General features: G+C 61.0%; 17 protein-coding genes. 7 read left to right on the top strand and 10 right to left on the bottom strand.

Annotated elements, in window-relative coordinates:
* The first annotated feature begins 2 nt into the window (after positions 1-2).
* The 3 genes from mupP (at position 3) to AC3WJW_RS22245 (ending at position 2827) form a co-directional block, all read left to right on the top strand.
* The gene (mupP, locus tag AC3WJW_RS22255) at positions 3-674 is read left to right on the top strand and encodes an N-acetylmuramic acid 6-phosphate phosphatase MupP (RefSeq protein WP_493727419.1); all 672 of its coding nucleotides are present in this window, start codon (positions 3-5) and stop codon (positions 672-674) included.
* 119 nt (positions 675-793) lie between these two features.
* Positions 794-1534, top strand: a complete 741-nt coding sequence (locus AC3WJW_RS22250; protein ID WP_493727418.1) for a YciK family oxidoreductase — start codon at positions 794-796, stop codon at positions 1532-1534.
* 366 nt (positions 1535-1900) lie between these two features.
* Positions 1901-2827 carry a GGDEF domain-containing protein gene (locus AC3WJW_RS22245; protein ID WP_493727417.1) on the top strand — a complete coding sequence of 309 codons (927 nt, stop codon included), beginning with the start codon at positions 1901-1903 and terminating at the stop codon, positions 2825-2827.
* A gap of 138 nt (positions 2828-2965) precedes the next feature.
* Here AC3WJW_RS22245 and AC3WJW_RS22240 read toward each other — a convergent pair whose 3' ends face one another.
* The 7 genes from AC3WJW_RS22240 to AC3WJW_RS22210 all read right to left on the bottom strand — a co-directional run bounded on the left by AC3WJW_RS22240 (position 2966) and on the right by AC3WJW_RS22210 (position 10829).
* On the bottom strand, positions 2966-3727 hold the full coding sequence (locus tag AC3WJW_RS22240; protein WP_256357898.1) for an iron-containing redox enzyme family protein: 762 nt from the start codon (positions 3725-3727) through the stop codon (positions 2966-2968).
* Positions 3728-3803: 76 nt separating this feature from the next.
* Positions 3804-6263 (bottom strand): EAL domain-containing protein, encoded by a 2460-nt coding sequence (locus AC3WJW_RS22235; protein WP_493727416.1) that lies wholly within the window; start codon positions 6261-6263, stop codon positions 3804-3806.
* A gap of 167 nt (positions 6264-6430) precedes the next feature.
* The gene (locus AC3WJW_RS22230) at positions 6431-8248 is read right to left on the bottom strand and encodes an ABC transporter ATP-binding protein (RefSeq protein ID WP_493727415.1); all 1818 of its coding nucleotides are present in this window, start codon (positions 8246-8248) and stop codon (positions 6431-6433) included.
* A complete protein-coding gene (locus AC3WJW_RS22225; RefSeq protein ID WP_493727414.1) occupies positions 8241-8876 on the bottom strand; it encodes a DsbA family protein in 636 nt (211 codons plus the stop codon). Before AC3WJW_RS22225 ends, AC3WJW_RS22230 begins: the two co-directional genes overlap by 8 nt.
* A gap of 3 nt (positions 8877-8879) precedes the next feature.
* On the bottom strand, positions 8880-9821 hold the full coding sequence (gene trhO / locus AC3WJW_RS22220) for an oxygen-dependent tRNA uridine(34) hydroxylase TrhO (RefSeq protein WP_493727413.1): 942 nt from the start codon (positions 9819-9821) through the stop codon (positions 8880-8882).
* A 171-nt stretch (positions 9822-9992) separates the two neighbouring features.
* Positions 9993-10292 (bottom strand): BolA family protein, encoded by a 300-nt coding sequence (locus tag AC3WJW_RS22215; protein ID WP_102702334.1) that lies wholly within the window; start codon positions 10290-10292, stop codon positions 9993-9995.
* Positions 10293-10304: 12 nt separating this feature from the next.
* Positions 10305-10829 carry a DUF2059 domain-containing protein gene (locus AC3WJW_RS22210; protein ID WP_093216221.1) on the bottom strand — a complete coding sequence of 175 codons (525 nt, stop codon included), beginning with the start codon at positions 10827-10829 and terminating at the stop codon, positions 10305-10307.
* Between the two features lie 191 nt (positions 10830-11020).
* Between AC3WJW_RS22210 and AC3WJW_RS22205 the strand changes: the two genes are divergently transcribed.
* Positions 11021-12415 carry a class II fumarate hydratase gene (locus AC3WJW_RS22205; protein ID WP_095966336.1) on the top strand — a complete coding sequence of 465 codons (1395 nt, stop codon included), beginning with the start codon at positions 11021-11023 and terminating at the stop codon, positions 12413-12415.
* Between the two features lie 131 nt (positions 12416-12546).
* On the opposite strand, the gene AC3WJW_RS22200 is transcribed toward AC3WJW_RS22205, so the two are convergent.
* The 3 genes from AC3WJW_RS22200 to pap form a co-directional block, all read right to left on the bottom strand.
* Complete coding sequence (locus tag AC3WJW_RS22200) at positions 12547-13506, bottom strand: DMT family transporter (RefSeq protein ID WP_493727412.1); 960 nt, start codon at positions 13504-13506, stop codon at positions 12547-12549.
* 251 nt (positions 13507-13757) lie between these two features.
* Positions 13758-14942: a thiolase family protein gene (locus AC3WJW_RS22195; RefSeq protein ID WP_116580013.1), complete on the bottom strand. Its 1185-nt coding sequence runs from the start codon at positions 14940-14942 to the stop codon at positions 13758-13760.
* A gap of 102 nt (positions 14943-15044) precedes the next feature.
* Complete coding sequence (pap, locus tag AC3WJW_RS22190; protein WP_493727411.1) at positions 15045-16568, bottom strand: polyphosphate:AMP phosphotransferase; 1524 nt, start codon at positions 16566-16568, stop codon at positions 15045-15047.
* 185 nt (positions 16569-16753) lie between these two features.
* On the opposite strand from pap, the gene mnmC reads away from it, so the two are divergent.
* From mnmC to ngg, 3 genes are all read left to right on the top strand, one after another.
* Positions 16754-18733 carry a bifunctional tRNA (5-methylaminomethyl-2-thiouridine)(34)-methyltransferase MnmC2/FAD-dependent 5-carboxymethylaminomethyl-2-thiouridine(34) oxidoreductase MnmC1 gene (gene mnmC, locus AC3WJW_RS22185; protein WP_493727410.1) on the top strand — a complete coding sequence of 660 codons (1980 nt, stop codon included), beginning with the start codon at positions 16754-16756 and terminating at the stop codon, positions 18731-18733.
* A 170-nt stretch (positions 18734-18903) separates the two neighbouring features.
* Positions 18904-20676, top strand: a complete 1773-nt coding sequence (locus AC3WJW_RS22180) for an N-acetylglutaminylglutamine amidotransferase (RefSeq protein WP_493727409.1) — start codon at positions 18904-18906, stop codon at positions 20674-20676.
* 3 nt (positions 20677-20679) lie between these two features.
* The gene (ngg, locus tag AC3WJW_RS22175) at positions 20680-22428 is read left to right on the top strand and encodes an N-acetylglutaminylglutamine synthetase (RefSeq protein WP_493727408.1); all 1749 of its coding nucleotides are present in this window, start codon (positions 20680-20682) and stop codon (positions 22426-22428) included.
* Positions 22429-22516 lie beyond the last annotated feature (88 nt).

Here is a 22516-nt window from a genome sequence, read left to right as displayed (position 1 = left end):
CGATGCCCATCAGAGCAGTTCTTTTCGACATGGACGGCACCCTGCTCGACACCGCGCCAGACTTCATTGCGATCTGTCAGGCGATGCGTGCCGACCGCGGCTTGCCACCGATGAACGACAAGCACATCCGCGACGAAATTTCCGGCGGCGCCAGGGCGATGGTCGCCGTGACCTTCGCCATGGATCCGGAATCGCCGGGTTTCGAAGCGTTGCGCCTGGAGTTCCTGGAGCGCTACCTCGTCGGTTGTGCGGTGCACAGCAAGCTGTTCGACGGCATGGCCGAGTTGCTCGCCGATATCGAGAAAGCCAACCTGGTCTGGGGCGTGGTCACCAACAAGCCACTGCGCTTCGCCGAACCGATCATGCAACAGTTGGGGCTGTCCGAGCGTTCGGCGCTGCTGATCTGCCCGGATCACGTGAAGAACAGCAAGCCGGATCCGGAGCCGCTGATCCTCGCGTGCAAGATGCTCGACCTGGACCCGGCCAGCGTGCTGTTCGTCGGTGACGACCTGCGCGACATCGAGTCGGGCCGCGATGCCGGCACCAGGACGGCTGCGGTGACCTTCGGCTACATCCACCCTGACGATAACCCGCGTCACTGGGGTGCGGACGTGGTGGTCGATCATCCGCTGGAGTTGCGCAAGGTTTTGGATAGCGCCCTCTGTGGCTGCTGATTAACGTCAAGAGATCGCAGCCTTCGGCAGTTCCTACAGGAAGCACGTCGATCCCCTGTAGGAGCTGCCGCAGGCTGCGATCTTTTCAGCTCTATTGATGGATTATGTAGAGGTTTTCTATGTTTGATTATTCCGCCCGCCCCGAACTGCTCAAGGATCGGGTCATCCTGGTCACCGGCGCAGGACGCGGCATCGGCGCTGCAGCGGCAAAGACCTACGCCGCCCACGGCGCAACCGTGCTGTTGCTGGGCAAGACCGAAGCCAACCTGACCCAGGTCTACGACGAAATCGAAGCCGCCGGGCATCCACAACCGGCGGTGATCCCGTTCAACCTCGAAACCGCCCTGCCCCATCAGTACGATGAGCTGGCGGCGATGATCGAAAACGAATTCGGGCATCTCGACGGCCTGCTGCACAATGCGTCGATCATCGGCCCGCGCACGCCGATCGAGCAGCTTTCCGGCGAAAACTTCATGCGGGTCATGCAAGTCAACGTCAATGCCATGTTCATGCTCACCAGTACACTGTTGCCGCTGCTCAAGCTGTCGCAGGACGCCTCGGTGGTGTTCACGTCCAGCAGCGTCGGCCGCAAGGGGCGTGCGTACTGGGGCGCGTACGGCGTCTCCAAATTCGCCACCGAAGGCCTGATGCAAACCCTGGCTGACGAAGTCGATACCGTGGCCCCGGTACGCTCCAACAGCATCAACCCGGGCGCTACCCGCACCAGCATGCGCGCCCAGGCCTACCCGGGAGAAAATCCGCTGAACAACCCGACGCCCGAGGAGATCATGCCGGCCTACCTGTACCTGATGGGCCCGGACAGCACGGGTATCAATGGTCAGGCGTTCAACGCCCAATAACGACCGTACGTCGCTTATCGGTGCCGCGCCGGCTTCCCGCCGCGGCACTCGAAGACACCCCAGGCACCTGTCAAACAACCGTCACACGCTGCACCATACCGGTAGTAGTCGAAGCACAACCATTTGATTTAATACGAATTTTATTCGGATGAACCGAATGGCACGACTTTCGCTCTAAGTTTGCTCAGACACGCAATGTGAAAGCAGACGGGGTGAAGCGTGAGTGCAGTCGTTACTCATCTTCCAGAAAGCAGATTAAACTTGTACGAAATGTCCTACGGGACTGATGGACCAGTACGACGCGCAGCCCTAAGCCGCTCTCACCCTGCTTGTAAGACAGCCTTACTGCTTAGGGGCGCACGCCTAATGAAACCACCTTCCCAGACCAACGCAATTGACTTCGATAGCGCCAAATTGCAGCGCCTGGGCTTTGGTCAGCAGCCGCCTCTTCTGGAACGGCCCGTCAGCCTTGCGCAAATGCGCCAGCAACTGGGCCTGCAACTGCAAACCAGTCTGGAACCGCAACGCATTCTTGGGACTTTCTATCGCGAGATTCAGCGATTGGTGCCATTGGACGCCTTGTGTTACCTGCACAAGAGCAGTGATCTGCGCCTGGAGTTCGGCCAGCGTGGCCACCACTCCATCAGTTACAGCCTCAGCCACGATGGCGAACACCTGGGTGAACTGACTTTCCGCCGCAATCAGCGTTTCAGCGAACTGGAACAGGGCAATCTCGAATCACTGCTGGCCGCACTGCTGTTTCCGATGCGCAACGCACTGCTTTACCGTACCGCCACCCAAAGCGCACTGCGCGACCCACTGACGGGCACCGGTAACCGCATCGCCATGGACCAGACGCTGCAAAGGGAAATCGAGCTGTCCCGGCGCCATCTGCAACCGTTATCGGTGTTGATGCTGGACATCGATCACTTCAAGCAAGTCAATGACACCCATGGCCACAGCACTGGCGATGACGTGCTCAAGGCGGTCGCCGCCTCGATCAAAAACCAGCTGCGCAACGTCGACATGGTGTTCCGCTATGGCGGTGAAGAGTTCCTGATACTGCTGTCCAATACCAGCCGCGAAGCCGCGGCCATGGTGGGTGAACGGCTGCGGTTTGCGGTGCAATCCGAAGAGTACCTGGTCGACGGTCAGACGATCTTGCTGACAGTCAGCCTCGGCTGTTCGACCCTGTTGCCCGGCGAGTCCGCCGACAGCCTGTTGCGACGGGCAGACAGCGCGCTGTATGTGGCCAAGCGCGAAGGGCGTAATCGGCTGGAGATGGCGGGCTGATTTTTCAGCCACGACGCAAACCAATGTGGGAGCGAGCCTGCTCGCGAATGGGATCTGACCTTCAACAATGATGTTGACTGACAGTCCGCATTCGCGAGCAGGCTCGCTCCCACAGTTTTTTTTCAAGCAGCGCTTGGATCAGCCTTCGGCCAATGCCATCCGCTCACGCACGACCGGCGCCCGCTCTGCGTGCTCCAATTGCATGCAACGCTCGAGAAACAGGTACATGTAGTCGTAACTCTTGCAAACGGCCTGGCGCAATTCCACCTGCAGGGATTTGCTCGGGTTGGTGCCCGCCAATGTGCAGATGATTTCCAGGGCTTCCCACGGATGGGCATCGTCGTACTGGGCATGCATCTTCAACCACTTCATCGCCCGCTTGCGATCCTCCTCGGGGAACGAGGCGGCGTAGATACCGTTGGAACAAACGACCGCCGACCACTCTCCGGTCGCTCCTTCGATGGCGTAGTTGGTGGCGGCAATCGCTACGATCAGCGAGTCGGCCGAACTGGTGTGCCAGCACCAATGGCTCAACGCGTGAAGCTCCGGTGCAACCTGCTGTGCCTGCAGGTCCTCCAGGCTGACACCGTGCGCGCGACTCCAGTGCACCCAGTAATCGGCGTGGTTCAATTCGACGCGAATGTTGCGCATCAGCCAGCGACGGGCCATGTCTTCGCCGGGATGACGGGCGAAGCGGGTCTTGGTCAGGTTTTGTGCCATATACAACGCGAACTGTTCGACCACCGGCCAGCCACCGATCAGGTATTGGCGCATGGTCTTCGCACTGAGTTTGTTGTCTCGCATGCGTTGGTACAGTTCGTGTTCGACAACGCGGCGCTTGCTCTCGCTGCAATCCTGGATCAGGCGCTGGGCCCAGGCAGGGTAACTTGCAGCTTCCATGAGCGGTCCGGTTCGGTTGAATGTGTCGATCACTGTCGAGCTCCTTTTGATTGTGATTTTAAGACCGGCAGGAGTTTCAACGGAACGTGCCAGGGGCCTTGAACAACAGCGGTTGCGGCCTGGCAGGACGACTCAACAAGCTATCGCTGGTAAACAGATGCGGGCGTTCAATCACATACCCTTGAGCGTAATCCACCCCGATCTCCAGCAATGCCTGCTCGATCTGGGGCGTTTCGACAAACTCGGCAATCGTGCGTTTACCCATGACATGGCCGATGTGATTGATCACTTCGACCATGGCGCGGTTAATCGGGTCGTCCAGCATATCCTTTACGAAACTCCCGTCGATCTTCAGGAAGTCTACAGGCAAATGTTTCAGGTACGCGAATGAGGACATTCCGGCACAAAAGTCGTCCAGTGAAAAATGGCATCCTAAGCCTTTGAGTTCATTAATGAATTTAATGGCGCTGCCAAGATTTGAAATAGCACTGGTTTCAGTAATTTCAAAACAAATCATTTCAGGCGGAATCGAATGCGTCACAAACTGTTCGCGCAAGAAGTCCAGGAACGCCTCATCCCCGATCGTCGTACCTGACAGATTGATCGCACACATGGCCAGTGGGCCGGGGCCTTGCTCGGCCCGGCATTGGGCAATGATCTTGAACACGTTCTGCACCACCCAACGATCAAGCGAGCTCATCAGGCCATAACGCTCGGCAGCCGGAATGAAGCTGTCGGGCAAGATCATCCGCCCGGCTTCATCATGCAATCGAAGTAGAATTTCAATATGCCCGCCGTCCTGCTCGACATGACCCAAGGGGACGATTTCCTGGGCGTACAGGCAGAAGCGGTCTTCTTCCAGCGCCATGTGCAAACGTTGCACCCAGGCCATTTCACCGAAACGCAGGGACAGTTCCGAGTCATCCGGATGGTAGACCTGGACCCGGTTGCGGCCCTTTTCCTTGGCCATGTAGCACGCCATGTCAGCTGCACGCAGCGAGACTTCGAGCGTCGTCGGATTCTGCGCGACATGAACCAGCCCGATACTGACAGTGGTGACGAAAGGTCGGCCCTTCCAGACAAAATGCAGATTCTGCACAGTCTGGCGCAGGCTCTCGGCAATTTTTTCCGCCGCTTCCGGCGCGCAGTTTTCCAGCAGAATGCCAAACTCGTCGCCGCCAAGGCGCGCCAGAGTATCGCCTTCACGCAGCCCCGATTGCAGCAAGGCGCAGATATGCCGTAACAGTTCGTCGCCCGCCGCATGGCCGCAGGTATCGTTGACCAGTTTGAACTGATCCAGATCGAGGAACATCAGGGCATGGCGCCCCGAGTAGCGGGTCAGGTTGTGCAACGCCTGTTCCAGGCGATACTCGAATTCACGGCGATTGGCGAGCCCGGTCAAGGCATCGTGGGTCGCCTGCCATGACAGATTGGCGATGTACTGCCGCTCCTGGGTCATGTCATGCAGCACCAGCACCGTCCCGCTGACTTTGCCGGCATTGCGGATGGGCGCGCCCACCAGTGTGACCGACACCGTGCTGCCGTCCAGGCGTTGAATCAGCCTGGAGTGCTCGCTGCCGCCACTGAGCTGGCCGCTGAGAATATGCTCGATAAGGGTGAAGCCATCGGTCTGGGCCTCTTCGTCCAGCAGGTTGAACAGCGCCGCCAGCGGCAAGCCTGTCGCCTGCTCGGCCTTCCAGTGGGTCAACGCCTCGGCCGCCGGATTCATGTAGGCAATCGCACCGGAAACATCCGTGGTGATCACGCCGTCGCCAATCGATTGCAGGGTGATCTGCGCCCGTTCTTTCTCCAGTTGCAGCGCATCGGCGAAGGCATGGCGCTGCTTGAGCAACTTGTGGGTGCGCATCAGCGCCAGCGCAATCAATCCAAGCGCAGTGGCGAGGTTAGTCAACAGCAGCAGGCGAAGAATGACCCGCGACCCTTCCCCCAGTGCATCACTGAAGGCTTTCGCCGCCGGAGTCACTTCATCATTGATCGCGAAGATCTGCGCCTTCCAGCGCTGGATATCCGCAACAGAGGCAGGGCTGGTGTTGATGTGCTGATGCATGTCCCTGGCAACGTCATCGAGCTTGGCCAGATAGGCATCACCCACGGTCCACAGGTCGATGGCTTTTTCGAGGTAACTGAAGTGACGAAAGTTGAGGTACAGCCAGATCAGGCTGGAAACGTCGTCCGGGTGGTTGCCCCCCTTGAGGATCGCCACACGCGCCGCTTCGATGTTCGGCGGTTGCTGATCCAGTGCCACACGCAATTCATGCCCGCCTTGAGGCACGGAAATGGCGTTTCGGTACTTATCAAAAATCCCTTCGTCGCCGCTGTCGGCGTAGAGATTCAGGTAATAGATGGCATCTTTCTGGCCCTTGGACCAAAGGCTTTCGCCGGCAACATAGCCGCGAACAGCCGACAGCACATAAAGGCTAACGCCGCCCAGCAAGGCTTGAAACAACACAACGGCGATAAATGGCCAGACAATGCCCAACAACCGTGGCGTTCCGAGAGTCCGCGTTTGATTCATGAGGTCCCTTGCATTAGCACTGCTTGCTCGTCTTCCGGACGAAATCGCTACAGCTAGACTAGGTGGCGATTCCGATCCCGGCAAGCGACAAGCTATGCCCGGAGGGTGTATCGCGGCCACTGAATTCGGTCGCGATGATGTTTTTTTATAATATTGATGACATCCCGCTACAACCGCTGCAAGTGACCGTAAAGCTTGGCGTACAGGCCACCATCGGCAATCAGTTGCTGATGGTCGCCGTCCTCGGCAACTTGCCCGCCGTCGAATACCAGCACTCGATCAGCCTGTTTCACCGCCGAAAGGCGGTGGGCAATGATCAACGTGGTGCGGTTGCTCAGAAACCGCGCCAGGGCCTGGTGCAGGTTGTATTCGGTGGCGGCATCCAGCGCAGAGGTGGCTTCGTCGAGGATCACCACCTTGGGCTCGGCCAGCACCATCCGGGCGATGGCCAGGCGTTGGCGCTGTCCGCCGGACAAACGCACGCCGGAGCGTCCGACGACACTGTCCAGGCCATTGGGCAAATCCCGCACCGTGCCGTGCAATTGGGCGATTTCCAGTGCATGCCAGCAAGCCTCGTCACTGCGCTCACGACCCATGGTCAGGTTGGCCCGGATCGTGTCGTTGAACAGCGCCGGATGTTGCAGGACCACGGCAACATTTTCCCGCACGGTTTCCAGACCGATCTCCTGCTGGGTCGAACCGCCAAAGCGAATGGTTCCGGCCAACGGCGTGTACAAGCCCAGCAGCAGTTGCACCAGCGTGCTCTTGCCCCCGCCACTGGCACCGACGATCGCGACCTTTTCGCCGGGGGCGATGGACAGGTTCATCTGGTTCAGGACCAGTTCATCGCCGTAACCGAAGCTCAACCCTTGTACTTCCAGCCCGACCGTCTCGCGCCCGGTGAACGGGTCGACGCCACCCGGGTATTCAGGCTCATCATCGCGCGACAGCAGCTCATTGATCCGCGACAGCGCACCGCCGGCAGCGTAGTAGGCATATTGCAGGTTCAGCAGCTGTTCGACCGGACCGATCATGAACCACAGGTAGCTGAACACCGCGAGCATCTGGCCGATGGACAGGTCGGAGAACAACACCGTGAGCATGGCCGCGGCACGGAAAATATCGATGCCGAACTGGAACAACAAACCGCTGGCCCGGTTCGACGCATCGGTTTTCCATTGCGAATTCACCGCATAGTCGCGCACGTCACGGGCGCGTTGCCCCAAGCGACCGAGGAAAAACCCCTGACGGTTGCCGGCGCGAACTTCCTGGATGGCATCCAGGGTTTCGGTCAGCGCCTGGGTAAAGCGCGAAGTGCTGTCGTTCTCGAGTTTCTTCAGGTGCTTGACCCGTTTGCCCAACTGCACCGTGGCGTAGATCACCAGCGGGTTGAACAACAGGATCAGCAATGCCAGTTTCCAGTGCATCCACATCAGAATGCCCGCCGTACCGACCAGGGTCAGCATGGCCACGAGGAAACGGCTGAGGGTTTCGCCGACGAACTTGTCCAGCGTATCCAGGTCGGTGACCAGATGCGTGGTCACCGTGCCGCTGCCCAGGCTTTCGTATTCACCCAGCGAGATACGCTTGAGCCGTTCGATCAGGCGTATGCGAATGCGGTAGACGATGTCCTTGGCCAACCCGGCGAACAATTTCGCCTGCACCACGTTGAACAGCAGCGCCGTACACCTCAGGGTCAAGGTCACCAGCAGCATCAGGCCGATGTAGCCCGCCGCTTTTTGCCAGCCTTCGGGCAGCGCGTGGTTCATGATCTTCAGCGCGGCGTCACCGTGCCCCAGCAACACCTCGTCCACCAGCAACGGCAGGAGCAAGGGAATCGGCACGCTGCACAAGGTCGCCAGCACGGCCACCCCGTTGGCGATCCACAGGGACTTTTTGTGATGCAGGGCCAGGCGACGGATTTCCGCCCAGCTCAGACGGTCGACACGTTTAGCGGTAGCGACATCATCAGGCAGGTCATGCACAGGCAGCACGCTCCAGCCAGCGGCCGAGCAGCGGGGACAACTCGCTCAACGGCTGATAGCCATTGGTCAACAACGCCAGTTGGCCGTTACGCTCGGCCAGCAGAGTGGGGAAACCGGCAATGCCCAGGTCCTGGACCCAGGTGAAATCGGCATCAGTCGCAGTGTGCATGTCGGCACGGTCGAAAGCGGCGGCGAACTCGATGCGCGGTACGCCGGCCTGTTCGGCCAACTCCACCAGCACGCTGGCGCGGGTGACGTCCCGGCCTTCGACATAAAACGCATGCTGGATCAGCCCGAGCAGCTTCCAGGCGCAATCCGGCGCCAGTCCGCGCGCCGTCACCAGTGCCCGGCAGGCCGGCTCGGTGTCGTAGACAAAACCATCGGGTAACGCGCCTTCAAACTTGAACGGCTGGCCGGTGGCCTCGGTGACAGCCTGCCAGTGTTCAAGGATGTAGCGGCGGGTGGTCGGCTCCAGCGCCGCACCGCTACCGGTGCGCAAACCACCCACGATCAGATGCACATCCACACCCGCGGCTTGCGCCTGCTCGACCAGAGCCTTGGCCACCGGGGCAAACCCCCAGCACCAGGAACACATCGGGTCCATCACATAGAGCAGGCGCGCAGACATGGTTCAGGCCTCGGTGGATGCTTGCTTGTAGTTGTAGCCGATCGGGTGAGGCTGGTTACGAGCCTTGGCCAGTTCGATCTGCTTCTGCCGGTCGATGGCGCTGCGACGGGTCTTCTCGCTCAGCTTATCCCAGCAATGCGGGCAACTGATGCCGGCCACGTAATGCTCGGACGTGCGGTCTTCGATGCTGACCGGTGTGCGGCAGGCATGACATTGATCGTAGTCACCTTCGCTCAGGTCGTGACGCACGGTCACGCGGTTGTCGAACACGAAGCAGTCGCCCTGCCACTTGGTTTCTTCCTGCGGCACCTCTTCGAGGTACTTCAGGATGCCGCCCTTGAGGTGGTAGACCTCACCGAAGCCCTCGCTGAGCATGTAGCTCGACGCCTTCTCGCAGCGGATGCCGCCGGTGCAGAACATCGCGACCTTCTTGTGCACGGCCGGGTCGAAGTTGGCTTTGATGTAGTCGGGAAATTCGCGAAAACTGGTGGTTTTCGGGTCGATGGCGCCTTCGAAGGTGCCAATCGAGACTTCGTAGTCGTTACGAGTGTCGATCAACAGCACTTCCGGGTCGCTGATCAGCGCGTTCCAGTCTTGCGGGTCGACATAGGTACCGACCTTTTTGTTCGGGTCCACGCCTTCCACGCCAAGGGTGACGATTTCTTTCTTGAGTTTGACTTTGGTGCGGTAGAACGGCTGCTCATCGCAGTACGACTCTTTATGGTCGATGTCGTCCATGCGCGGATCGTTCTTGAGCCAGGCCATCAGCCCGTCGACGCCTTCGCGGCTGCCGGACACGGTGCCGTTGATGCCTTCTTCGGCAATCAGCAGGGTGCCTTTGATGCCGTTGTCGACCATCGCTTGCAGCAGGGGCTCGCGCAGGGCGACGTAATCTTCCAGGGTGACGAACTTATACAGTGCCGCCACGACAATCTGTTGTGTCATGGGTAAATCTCCAGGTGGCTACCCTCGTAAGGGGTGAACCGGATACGAAAAAAAACGCGCCGGGTGAGCGGCGCGTTGGGCATTCTAACAAAAAAGATCGCAGCCTGCGGCAGCTCCTACAGGAGAACGTATTCCCATGCCGGAGCTGCCGCAGGCTGCGATCTTTTGATCTTAATGCTTGCTGCCGCCAGCACAGGTCGGCGAGGCCGGAGCCGCGTCGATCTGCGCCCATTCCTCTGGCGTGTAGGTATGCAGCGCCAACGCATGGAACTCGCCCATCAGTTCGCCGAGCGTGCCGTAGACTTTCTGGTGACGCTTGACCCGGTTCAGGCCTTCGAACTGCGTACTGACCACCACAGCCTTGAAATGGGTTTGCAGCCCACGGCTGTGCATGTGGCTCTCATCCAGCACTTGCAGATGCTCGGGCTGAAGCAGGGCCAGCGTCGATTCGATGCGTTGTTGCATGGTCATACCGAACTCCGCTTAAGGCTTTTTCTTGGCGGGTGCAGCCGCGTCTTTCGGGGTCAGCTCGGCGGTCATGTCAGCCAACAGCTTGTTGACCACCGGCACCGCGCTTTCCAGCTTGGCCTGGGTCATCTGGGCCGATTGCTGGGTCAGCTGGGGCATTTTTTCCAGGACTTTCTTGCCCAGTGGCGACTGGTAGAACGCAACCAGGTCCTTGAGTTCGGATTCGCTGAAGTTGCTGGTGTACAGCTTGACCATGTCCGGCTTCAGCTTGTTCCAGCCAATGGCCTGGTCCAGAGCGGCGTTAGCCTTGGCCTGGTAGGTTTCCAGTACGGCTTTTTTCGATTCAGGGGCTTTGGTCTGTTCGAAACGCTGGGCAAACATCTGCTGTACTTGCATGTACACCGGAGTGCCCAGTTTGTCAGCGTGCGCCATGGTCAGGAAAGCCTCGGCACTGGCGTTATGGCTGGCGGTGTCGGCGAGAACCTGGCCGCTGGCGCAGACCAAAGCAACGGCGGTACAGATGGCACGAAGACGAGTCATCGAGTTTCCTTTTCTAGCTGGCGAGGTAAAACCCCAAGGGCGTCCATTCTGCGCCTAAAAAAGTGTGTCGCTCAACCCCAAGCCTTGTCGCGCCTGATTTAGAGGGGTTGAATGGTCAAATTCAGACTGATGGAACCACGGCCGTCGATCACGGCCTAAACTGCGCAATCGGACCTACAGGAGTGAGCAAGATGAGCCGTATCGAAACCGACAGCCTCGGCCAGGTTGAAGTACCGGATGAAGCCTATTGGGGCGCTCAGACGCAACGCTCGCTGATCAACTTCGCCATCGGCAACGAACGCATGCCGCTGGCGGTGTTGCATGCCCTGGCGCTGATCAAGAAAGCCGCGGCGCGGGTCAATGATCGCAACGGCGACCTGCCCGCCGATATCGCCCGCCTGATCGAGCAGGCCGCCGACGAGGTGCTCGCCGGCGACCACGACGACCAGTTTCCGCTGGTGGTCTGGCAAACCGGCAGTGGCACCCAGAGCAACATGAACGTCAACGAAGTGATCGCCGGTCGCGCCAACGAACTGGCCGGCAACCCCCGTGGCGGCAAGTCCCCGGTGCACCCCAACGATCACGTCAATCGCTCCCAGAGTTCCAACGACTGCTTCCCCACCGCCATGCACATCGCGGCCGTACAGGCGGTGCAACAGCACTTGCTGCCGGCGATCAGCGAGCTGTCCGGCGGCCTGGCCGAGCTGGCTGCTCGCCATATGAAGCTGGTCAAGACCGGTCGCACCCACATGATGGATGCGACACCGATCAGCTTCGGTCAGGAAATCTCGGCCTTCATCGCGCAACTCGATTACGCCGAGCGGGCGATCCGTAGCGCACTGCCCGCGGTCTGCGAGCTGGCCCAGGGCGGCACAGCGGTCGGCACCGGGCTGAATTCGCCCCACGGTTTCGGTGAAGCCATCGCCGCCGAACTGGCCGCCCTCTCCGGCTTGCCGTTTATCACCGCGCCGAACAAATTCGCCGCATTGGCCGGCCATGAGCCGCTGACCACGCTGTCCGGCGCGCTGAAAACCCTCGCCGTGACCCTGATGAAAATCGCCAACGACCTGCGCCTGCTGGGCTCCGGTCCGCGCGCCGGCTTCGCCGAAGTCAGGCTGCCGGCGAATGAACCGGGCAGTTCGATCATGCCGGGCAAGGTCAACCCGACCCAGTGCGAAGCGTTGTCGATGCTGGCCTGCCAGGTGTTGGGCAACGACGTCGCCATCGGCTTTGCCGCCAGTCAGGGCCACTTGCAGTTGAACGTGTTCAAACCGGTGATCATACATAACCTGCTGCAATCGATCCGATTGCTCGGTGATGGCTGCAGCAACTTCCAGCAGCATTGCGTGGCCGGCCTGGAGCCGGATGCGGAAAAAATGGCTGAACACCTGGAACGAGGCCTGATGCTGGTGACGGCGCTGAACCCGCACATTGGTTACGACAAATCGGCGGAGATCGCCAAGAAGGCCTACAGCGAAGGGCTGACCTTGCGTGAGGCGGCGTTGCAGCTGGGGTATCTGACCGATGAAGAGTTCGATGCCTGGGTAAGGCCGGAGAATATGCTGGAGGCCGGGGCCAAGGGCTGAATTCTGTAGCGCCTGATAGTCCGTCATCGCGGGCAAGCCACGCTCCCACAGGTTTCGAGTCATTCATGAACATTATGGACGACGCAAAATCTGTGGGAGCGTGGCTTGCCCGCGATGAACGATGACGCGGTCTAACTGGCCGCCATCCGCACCTTCCGCGCCTTGAGCCCGGCAATCAACGACGGCCCCAACGCCACCAGCGCCGACCCCAGCACCACCAGCACCGCACCGCCATAACCCAACCCATTGATCGTCTCGGCATACACATACTCGGGCCACAGCCATGCCGCCACGGCAACCGCCGCAAAAGTCACCAACGGCGTGATGGCCAGCGTCGCGCTGACCCGGGAAGCTTCCCAGTGGGCCAGGGCCTCGGCAAACGCGCCATAGGCAATCAGGGTGTTGAGGCAGCACGCCAGCAGCAACCAGCCCTGCAAGGGGTTCAATTGCAGCGCTTCGAGCGGATGCACCCAGGGCGTCAGCAGCGCCGCGCAAAACAGGTAGATCACCATCATCACCTGCAGCGAGTTCCACACCGTCAGTAGTTGTTTCTGCCCCAGGGCATAGAAGGTCCAGACCGTGGACGCCAGCAGCACCAGCAGCACGCCGGCGGTGTAGTCGGTCAGCGACGTGAGCAATTCACTCAAGCGCTGGTTGAAGAACAGCGCAAAGCCGATCAGCAGCACCAGCAAGCCAATCCCCTGCCCCAGGCTGAAGCGCTCCTTGAACACAAACAGACTGGCGATCAGCAGCATGATCGGCCCCATCTGCACCACCAGTTGCGCGGTGCCGGGGCTGAGCAGGTTCAGGCCCATCAAATACAGGACATAGTTGCCCACCAGGCCAAGCACGGCCATCAGCACCAGCCAGCCACCGCGAGGACCGAGCACTTTGCGGCTGGGCAGGCGCCCGGTGGCCGCCAAATAAATGAACAGACAACCGCCAGACACCAGCAGGCGAAACCAGGTCACCGTCACCGGGTCCATCACCAGCAACACTTGCTTGAGCTTGATCGGCAGGATTCCCCACAACAACGCGGTCAGCAAGGCCAGGAACAGACCGTAAACCCAGCGACCCGATGAAATGTGCATGCGAACCCCGAAGCCAACTGACAGGAGCCGTCATTCTAGGCGCAGAGCTGTGGCGTACACAGGCACAGTTGCCTTCTGGCCGCGATTGAAACTGTGCGGGTCGTAATGGCAAAGACCGCGGCGGCTGCATCGCGAGCAGGCTCGCTCCCACAGGTTATAGGGCATACACAACATTTGTGATCGCTGCTAATCATTGTGGGAGCGAGCCTGCTCGCGAAAGCTATCTGGCAGACAACACAAATAAACGGGGTTTACCTCACCGCCTCAAACAACCCCGTAGCCCCCATCCCGCCACCCACACACATGGTGACGATGCCGTAACGCAGATTGCGCCGCTGCAATTCACGCACAAGGTGCCCGACCTGACGCGAACCGGTCATGCCGAACGGGTGGCCGATGGAAATCGAGCCGCCGTTGACGTTGTACCGGGCGTTGTCGATTTCCAGGCGATTACGGCTGTAGAGGCACTGCGAAGCGAACGCCTCGTTGAGTTCCCACAGATCGATGTCGGCAACTTGCAAGCCTTTGGCCTTGAGCAGTTTCGGCACCGAAAACACCGGGCCGATGCCCATCTCGTCCGGCGCGCAACCGGCCACGGTAAAACCGCGGAAGAACGCTTTCGGCTTGAGCCCCAGTTCCAGCGCTTTTTCCAGGCTCATCACCAGGGTCATGGACGCGCCGTCAGACAGCTGCGACGAGTTGCCCGCCGTGACCGAGCCATCTTCGGCGAACACCGGTTTCAACCCGGCCAGGCTTTCCAGGGTAGTGTCCGGGCGGTTGCAGTCATCGCGGTCGACGATGCCGTCGAGGATCTGTGCCTGGCCGGTCGCCTTGTCTTCGACGCGGTACTTCACCGCCATCGGCACAATTTCATCAGTGAACAGCCCGGCAGCCTGAGCCTCGGCGGTACGCTGCTGGCTTTGCAGCGCGTACAGGTCCTGCTCTTCGCGGCTGACGTTGTACCGACGCGCGACGATTTCAGCCGTCTGGCCCATCGGGAAGTAGATGCCCGGCACCTGCTCCTTGAGCAGCGGGTTGATCAGGTTGTCGGTGTTGACGCTTTTCATGGTCAGGCTGATGGACTCGACGCCACCGGCGACGATGATGTCGCTGCAACCCGAAGCGATCTGGTTGGCGGCGATGGCGATCGCCTGCAAGCCCGAGGAACAGAAGCGGTTGAGGGTCATGCCGGCCGTGCCGATGCCCAGGCGCGACAGCACCGCGACATTGCGCCCGATATTGAAACCCTGGGCGCCTTCGTTGGAGCCGGCGCCAACGATACAGTCCTCGACACTGGCCGGATCGATACCGGTGCGCGCCAACAGGGCATCGACACAGTGTGCCGCCATGTCGTCCGGGCGGGTCATGTTGAATTTGCCGCGAAAGGATTTGGCCAGGCCGGTCCGCACGCTGTCGACGATCACCACTTCACGCATGGCATACCTCATTGTTGTTGTCGGTTGAGAGTGGACCGAGCATAAGTCCAGCCCTTCACCGACCGCGACAATCATTCACCTCGCGTATGCGTAACCATCGCCTCAATCCTTGTCCTTATGCTTCTTGCGCTCATGCCGGTCGGATTTTTCGAAGGCCTCCTCCAGTGCCCGGTTGATGGTGCGCAAGACTTTGACTCGCGCCCAGCGCTTGTCGTTGGCTTCCACCAGGGTCCATGGCGCAATCTCGGTGCTGGTACGGTCGACCATGTCGCCGACCGCCGCGCGATAGTCATCCCATTTTTCACGGTTGCGCCAGTCATCTTCAGTGATCTTGAAGCGCTTGAAGGAAATCTTTTCACGCTCCTCGAAGCGTTCCAGTTGCGTCTGTTTGTCGATGGACAGCCAGAACTTGACCACGATCACACCGGCGTCGGTGAGTTGTTCTTCGAAGTCGTTGATTTCACCGTAGGCACGCAGCCAGTCTGCCGGGCTGCAAAACCCCTCGATGCGTTCCACCAACACCCGGCCATACCAGGAGCGGTCGAACACGGTGAACTTGCCCCGGGCCGGAAGGTGTCGCCAGAAGCGCCACAGATAGGGTTGCGCCCGCTCCTCTTCGGTGGGCGCGGCAATCGGCACGATGCTGTATTGGCGCGGATCAAGCGCCGCCGCCACCCGGCGAATCGCCCCGCCCTTGCCTGCCGCGTCGTTGCCCTCGAACACCGCCACCAGCGCATGGCGACGCATGCGTTTGTCACGCATCAGCCCGGAAAAACGCGCCTGCTCGATGATCAGCTGTTCTTCGTAATCCTCCTTGTCCAAGTGCAGGCTCAGGTCCAGGCTGTCGAGCAGGTTCACTTGATCGACACTGGGGAACACTGGCGCGGCGCTGACCTTTTCCGGATGGATCGTCGGCCGCTGCAATGCACCCTGCAGGCCCGCCAGCAGAATCCGCCCCACGGCCAGACTGCGATAATGGGCATCCGCCCCGGCGATCACATGCCAGGGTGCATAGTCGCGACTGGTTCGGCGCAGCACCCGCTCGCCATACTTCACGAACCTGTCGTAGGTTTCCGATTGCTGCCAGTCCAGCGGGCTGATGCGCCAGCTGTGCAGCGGGTCGTCGGCCAACGCCTTGAGGCGTGCCTTCATTTGCTTCTTGGAAAGGTGAAACCAGAACTTGAAGATCAGCGCACCTTCATCGCAGAGCATCTTTTCCAGGCGCTCGGCGCTATTGATCGCCTGGTCGAGGCGCGGATCCTTGAACTCGCCATGGACCCGCCCCTGCAGCATCTGGCTGTACCAGTTGCCGAAGAAAATCCCCATGCGGCCCTTGGCCGGGAGCATCCGCCAGTAGCGCCAGGCCGGCGGCCGCGCCAGTTCTTCGTCGGTTTGCTGATCGAAGGTACGGACCTCGATCAGGCGCGGGTCCATCCACTCGTTGAGCAACTTGATCGTCTCGCCCTTGCCGGCACCTTCGATGCCATTGATCAAAATGATCACCGGAAAGCGGCGTTGCTGCTGCAATTCGAACTGCGCATCCAGCAACGCTTCGCGCAGGGCCGGTTCTTCGGCGTCGTAGGTGTCTTTGTCGATGGCGTGATCGATTTCCGCAGATTCGAACATGGATGGCTCCCTTCCAGATGTGAGCAAGACTAGCGGAAGTTGATGTCGAGCGATGCCGCCTGGATCAAAAGATCGCAGCCTTCGGCAGCTCCTACAGGATTACGCCGCCCCATGTAGGAGCTGCCGAAGGCTGCGATCCTTTAGCGATCGGCTAGAATGGCGACCTTGCCGTTGCCGAGCCTGCCATGAAACCTGTATTGCCCCACGCCCAACTCGACTGGGACGACCAAGGTCGCCCGTATTCGCGAGTGTTCGATGATGTGTATTTCTCCGACAAATCGGGGCTGGACGAAACCCGCTACGTGTTCATCGAGCAGAACCGTTTGGCGGAGCGCTTTGCGGCCTTGCCCGAGGGCGGGCGGCTGGTCATCGGTGAAACGGGGTTCGGCACCGGGCTGAATTTCCTGTGCGCCTGGCAGGTGTTCGAGCAACAGGCCGCGGCCGGTGCGCGGTTGCACTTTGTCAGCGTCGAAAAGTACCCGTTGAGCCCGGCCGACTTGCAGCGTGCCCTGGCGCTGTGGCCGGAGCTCAAGGTGTTTGCCGATCAACTGCTTGAGCAATACGTAGCCATCCATCAGGGTTTTCAGCGCCTGACGCTGGACCACGGCCGCGTCACCCTGACCCTGCTGATCGGTGATGCACTGGAACAACTGCCCCAACTCGACGCCCGGATCGACGCCTGGTTCCTCGACGGTTTCGCTCCGGCGAAAAACCCTGACATGTGGACCGCCGAACTGTTTGCCGAACTGGCGCGCCTGGCCGCTCCTGGTGCCTCCATCAGCACCTTCACCAGCACCGGTTGGGTACGGCGCCTGCTCAACGCCGCCGGTTTCAAGATGAAACGAACCCCGGGCATCGGCCACAAATGGGAAATCCTGCGCGGTGAGTTCCTCGGCTGGCCCCACGACGTACCCGCCCCGGCGCCCGACAAACCCTGGTTTGCCCGACCTGCACCGCCGAGCGGCGAACGCCGGGCACTGGTGATCGGCGCAGGGCTGGCCGGTTGTGCCAGCGCCGCCAGCCTGGCCGCACGGGGCTGGCAAGTGACGGTGCTGGAGCGTCACGACGCCATCGCCCGGGAAGCGTCGGGCAATCCGCAGGGCGTGCTCTACCTGAAGTTATCGGCGCATGGCACGGCACTGTCGCAAATGATCGTCAGCGGATTCGGCTACACCCGGCGACTGCTCGAACACTTGCAACGGGGCCGCGACTGGGACGATTGCGGCGTGTTGCAACTGGCCTTCAATGCCAAGGAAGCCGAACGCCAGGCGCAATTGGCGGCGGCGTTTGCGCCGGACCTGTTGCACCTGCTGGATCAATCCGGGGCCCAGGCCGTGGCCGGGATCGGACTGGCACACGGGGGCCTGTTCTATCCGCAAGGCGGCTGGGTCCACCCACCGGCGCTGTGCCAGTGGCAGGCCGGGCATGCGCAGGTCCAACTGCTCACGCATTGCGATGCGCTGGAACTGCGCAAGGTCGAGGAGCAGTGGCAAGCCTGGAACGGCGAGCAATTGCTTGCCTGCGCCCCCGTGGTGATCCTCGCCGGTGCTGCGGAAATCCAGCGTTTCCCCGAGAGTGCCGGGTTGCCGCTCAAACGCATTCGCGGGCAAATCACCCGCCTGGCGCAAACGCCGCAAAGCCAGGTCCTGAGTACGGTAGTGTGCGCCGAAGGCTATGTCGCTCCCGCACGCTTGGGCGAACACACTCTGGGAGCCAGTTTCGATTTCAACAGCGATGACCTGACGCCGACCACGGCTGAACACTTGGGCAACCTGGCCATGCTCGAGGAGATTTCCCACGATCTGGTCGAGCGCCTGGAAATCGACCGCCTCGACCCCGAGAGTCTCCAGGGGCGCGCCGCGTTTCGCTGCACCAGCCCCGACTACCTGCCAATCGTCGGCCCCTTGGCCGACACCCAGGCCTTCGCTCAGGCCTATGCCGCGCTGGGCAAGGACGCCCGACAGGTGCCGGACGTCGAATGCCCGTGGCTCGACGGTTTGTACGTCAACAGCGGCCACGGCTCGCGCGGCCTGATCACCGCGCCGCTGTCCGGAGAGCTGCTGGCAGCCTGGCTGGACAACGAGCCCCTGCCCTTGCCCAGAAGCGTGGCCGAAGCCTGTCATCCCAACCGGTTTGCGTTACGGCGCCTGATCCGGGGCAAATAGCCGATACCGCCTTCGAGAGCGCCCGCACAGCGGCTCTCGGCCCAGGCTTCGCCCGCTTATAACTCATCGATATAAAACTCCCCTTGCCGAGGCGGGTCAGTTTCTGAGTACCCGCCATTTTGGCGCGGTATCGATTGACCCTCCCCAACGGAAAAACCGGTAAGGAATTTATGTGCGGATTAGCTGGCGAGTTACGTTTTGATCATCAACCTGCAGACCTTGCAGCCGTTGAACGAATCACCCATCACCTGGCCCCTCGCGGCCCCGACGCCTGGGGGTTTCATAGCCAGGGGCCGGTTGCCCTTGGCCATCGGCGCCTGAAAATCATGGACCTGTCGGACGGCTCGGCGCAGCCGATGATCGACCCGCAATTGGGCCTGTCCCTGGCCTTCAACGGCGCTATCTACAATTTTCCGGAACTGCGCGCCGAGCTTGAAAGCCTGGGTTATTCCTTCTATTCCGGTGGCGACACTGAAGTCTTGCTCAAGGGCTATCACGCCTGGGGCGAAGCCTTGCTGCCGAAACTCAACGGCATGTTTGCCTTTGCCGTCTGGGAGCGCGATGCCCAACGCCTGTTCATCGCCCGCGACCGTCTTGGCGTAAAACCCTTGTACCTGTCGCGCACCGGCCAGCGCTTGCGCTTTGCCTCGGCACTGCCGGCATTGCTCAAGGGCGGCGACATCAATCCGGTCCTCGATCCGGTGGCGCTCAATCACTACCTGAATTTCCACGCCGTGGTCCCGGCACCACGCACGTTGCTGGCGGGCATCGAAAAACTGCCGCCAGCCACCTGGATGCGCATCGAAGCCGATGGTCGCACCGAGCAGAAAACCTGGTGGACCCTGGCCTACGGCCCCCACGACGACGAGAAAAACCTGACCCTCGAAGACTGGCGCGACCGGGTGCTCGACAGCACCCGCGAAGCCGTCGCGATTCGTCAGCGTGCGGCGGTCGATGTTGGCGTGCTGCTGTCCGGCGGTGTCGACTCAAGTTTGCTGGTGGGCCTGTTGCGGGAAGTCGGCGTGGACAATCTGTCGACCTTCTCCATCGGCTTCGAGGATGCCGGTGGCGAACGCGGTGATGAGTTCCAGTACTCCGACCTGATCGCCCGGCACTACGGCACGCAGCATCACCAATTGCGCATCGATGAAAAAGAGATCATCGAACAACTGCCCGCCGCGTTCCGTGCCATGAGCGAACCGATGGTCAGCCACGACTGCATCGCGTTCTACCTGTTGTCCCGCGAAGTGGCCAAACACTGCAAGGTTGTCCAGAGCGGCCAGGGTGCGGACGAACTGTTCGCCGGCTACCACTGGTATCCGCAAGTGGACGGCGCGAGCGATCCCTATGCCGCGTACCGCGACGCGTTTTTCGACCGCAGTTACGACGACTACGCAGCGACCGTGCAGGCAAAATGGCTGACCGCCAATGACGCCGCCGGTGACTTCGTCAAAGCCCATTTCGCCCAGCCCGGTGCGGATGCAGCGGTGGACAAGGCCTTGCGTCTGGACAGCACGGTGATGCTGGTGGACGACCCGGTCAAACGCGTCGACAACATGACCATGGCCTGGGGTCTGGAAGCGCGCACGCCGTTTCTCGACTACCGCCTGGTGGAACTGTCGGCACGGATTCCGGGGTGCTTCAAACTGCCGGACGGTGGCAAGCAAGTCTTGAAAGAAGCCGCGCGCCTAGTGATTCCCAGTGAAGTGATCGACCGCAAGAAAGGTTACTTCCCGGTGCCGGGCCTCAAGCATTTGCAGGGCGATACGCTGGAGTGGGTGCGTGAGTTGCTGCTCGACCCGAGCCAGGATCGCGGCCTGTTCAACCCGGCAATGCTCGACCGTCTGCTGACCGATCCACAGGGACAATTGACGCCGTTGCGCGGCTCCAAGCTGTGGCAACTGGCGGCCCTCAACCTGTGGCTCAGCGAACAAGGAATCTGACCGATGAAACCTCACGCCACGGCTTTCAGCCAACGCCTGTTACGCGGCCAGTCGCCTTCCTACGAACGTTTGCAGGCACGTCTGGCCGAGGATGGCAGTGAACTCGGCGCCGCGCCGATTGCCGTGCATTGCGGTTGGGGCCGCTTGTTGATCGGCCACACCTTTGCCGATGCGGCGAGCCTCGCCGCGGAGTTGCTCAACGAGCAGCCCGGCGAACGGGACATCGCGCTGTACGTCGCCGCGCCCCAGCAGGTGTTGGGGCTGGAGCCGGCGCAGTTGTTCCTCGACCCGTCCGATACCTTGCGCCTGTGGTTCAGCGACTACCGCCAGGCGACCCGGGTGTTTCGTGGATTTCGCATTCGACGCGCGCAGAGCGACGCCGACTGGCAGGCCATCAACCAGCTGTATCAGGCGCGCGGCATGTTGCCGATCGATGCCACCCTGCTCACTGCGCGCCACCTGGGCGGCCCGGTGTACTGGCTGGCGGAAGACGATGACAGCGGCGCGGTCATCGGCAGCGTCATGGGCCTCAATCATGCAAAGGCCTTCAATGATCCGGAACACGGCAGCAGTCTCTGGTGCCTGGCGGTCGACCCGCATTGTGCGCGGCCGGGCGTCGGCGAGGTGCTGGTGCGGCATCTGATCGAACACTTCATGAGTCGCGGTCTCGCCTACCTCGACCTGTCCGTGCTGCACGACAACCGCCAGGCGAAAAACCTGTATGCCAAGCTCGGTTTTCGCAACCTGTCGACCTTCGCCATCAAGCGCAAGAACGGCATCAACCAGTCGCTGTTTCTCGGGCCGGGCCCCGAAGCCGCCTTTAACCCGTACGCCCGGATCATCGTCGAGGAAGCACACCGTCGCGGCATCGATGTGCAAGTCGATGACGCCGATGCCGGAATGTTCACCCTCAGCCATGGCGGGCGCCGGGTACGCTGCCGCGAATCCCTGAGCGACCTGACCAGCGCCGTCAGCATGACCCTGTGCCAGGACAAGAGCCTGACCCACAAGGTACTCAAGGCTGCCGGGTTGAACCTGCCCGTGCAGCAACTGGCGGGCAACGCCGATGACAATCTGGCGTTCCTTGATGAGCACCGGCGCGTGGTGGTCAAACCCCTGGACGGCGAACAGGGCCAAGGCGTGGCGGTCGACCTGCAGACCATCGAAGAGGTACAGCACGCCATCGAGGCGGCCCACCAGTTTGATAGTCGCGTGCTGCTGGAAAGCTTCCACCAAGGCCTCGACCTGCGAATCCTGGTGATCGGTTTTGAAGTGGTCGCGGCCGCGATTCGCCGGCCGGCCGAAGTGGTCGGCGATGGCCAGCACTCCATCGGCGAGTTGATCGAAGCCCAGAGCCGGCGCCGACAAGCGGCCACGGGTGGCGAAAGCAAGATCCCGCAGGACGCGGAAACCCTTCGCACCTTGCAGGCGGCCGGATACGACTACGACAGCATTCTGCCGGCCGGCGAGCATCTGTTCGTACGACGTACGGCGAATCTTCATACCGGCGGCATTCTCGAGGACGTCACGGCGATCCTGCATCCGACACTGCTGGATGCGGCTGTACGGGCCGCCCGGGCGCTGGACATTCCCGTGGTCGGCCTCGACCTGATGGTGTCCGCCGCTGACCAGCCGGACTACGTCTTTATCGAAGCCAACGAACGGGCCGGGCTGGCCAACCACGAACCACAGCCGACGGCGGAGCGGTTTGTCGATTTGTTGTTTCCGCACAGCCAGCCGGCAGTTTCTTAGTGATTTGTTGTCTGGACCGGCCCCTTCGCGAGCAGGCTCGCTCCCACAGCTGTCTCTTCTCCACATCTGACGCTGCCGACGATCAACG

Source organism: Pseudomonas sp. GW821-FHT07G06 (genome assembly GCF_058986625.1).
Note: the sequence above shows the minus strand (reverse complement) of the source record. Positions and strands in the feature narration are given on the sequence as shown.

Bases quoted from the DNA above. Each gene is read 5' to 3' on its own strand.
- AC3WJW_RS22200 (WP_493727412.1), bottom strand. From the start codon at position 13,506: ATGCACATTTCATCGGGTCGCTGGGTTTACGGTCTGTTCCTGGCCTTG.
- AC3WJW_RS22250 (WP_493727418.1), top strand. From the start codon at position 794: ATGTTTGATTATTCCGCCCGCCCCGAACTGCTCAAGGATCGGGTCATC.
- AC3WJW_RS22215 (WP_102702334.1), bottom strand. From the start codon at position 10,292: ATGACCATGCAACAACGCATCGAATCGACGCTGGCCCTGCTTCAGCCC.
- AC3WJW_RS22240 (WP_256357898.1), bottom strand. From the start codon at position 3,727: ATGGAAGCTGCAAGTTACCCTGCCTGGGCCCAGCGCCTGATCCAGGAT.
- mnmC (WP_493727410.1), top strand. From the start codon at position 16,754: ATGAAACCTGTATTGCCCCACGCCCAACTCGACTGGGACGACCAAGGT.
- AC3WJW_RS22210 (WP_093216221.1), bottom strand. From the start codon at position 10,829: ATGACTCGTCTTCGTGCCATCTGTACCGCCGTTGCTTTGGTCTGCGCC.
- AC3WJW_RS22235 (WP_493727416.1), bottom strand. From the start codon at position 6,263: ATGAATCAAACGCGGACTCTCGGAACGCCACGGTTGTTGGGCATTGTC.
- AC3WJW_RS22225 (WP_493727414.1), bottom strand. From the start codon at position 8,876: ATGTCTGCGCGCCTGCTCTATGTGATGGACCCGATGTGTTCCTGGTGC.
- mupP (WP_493727419.1), top strand. From the start codon at position 3: ATGCCCATCAGAGCAGTTCTTTTCGACATGGACGGCACCCTGCTCGAC.
- AC3WJW_RS22205 (WP_095966336.1), top strand. From the start codon at position 11,021: ATGAGCCGTATCGAAACCGACAGCCTCGGCCAGGTTGAAGTACCGGAT.
- AC3WJW_RS22195 (WP_116580013.1), bottom strand. From the start codon at position 14,942: ATGCGTGAAGTGGTGATCGTCGACAGCGTGCGGACCGGCCTGGCCAAA.
- AC3WJW_RS22180 (WP_493727409.1), top strand. From the start codon at position 18,904: ATGTGCGGATTAGCTGGCGAGTTACGTTTTGATCATCAACCTGCAGAC.
- pap (WP_493727411.1), bottom strand. From the start codon at position 16,568: ATGTTCGAATCTGCGGAAATCGATCACGCCATCGACAAAGACACCTAC.
- AC3WJW_RS22245 (WP_493727417.1), top strand. From the start codon at position 1,901: ATGAAACCACCTTCCCAGACCAACGCAATTGACTTCGATAGCGCCAAA.
- trhO (WP_493727413.1), bottom strand. From the start codon at position 9,821: ATGACACAACAGATTGTCGTGGCGGCACTGTATAAGTTCGTCACCCTG.
- ngg (WP_493727408.1), top strand. From the start codon at position 20,680: ATGAAACCTCACGCCACGGCTTTCAGCCAACGCCTGTTACGCGGCCAG.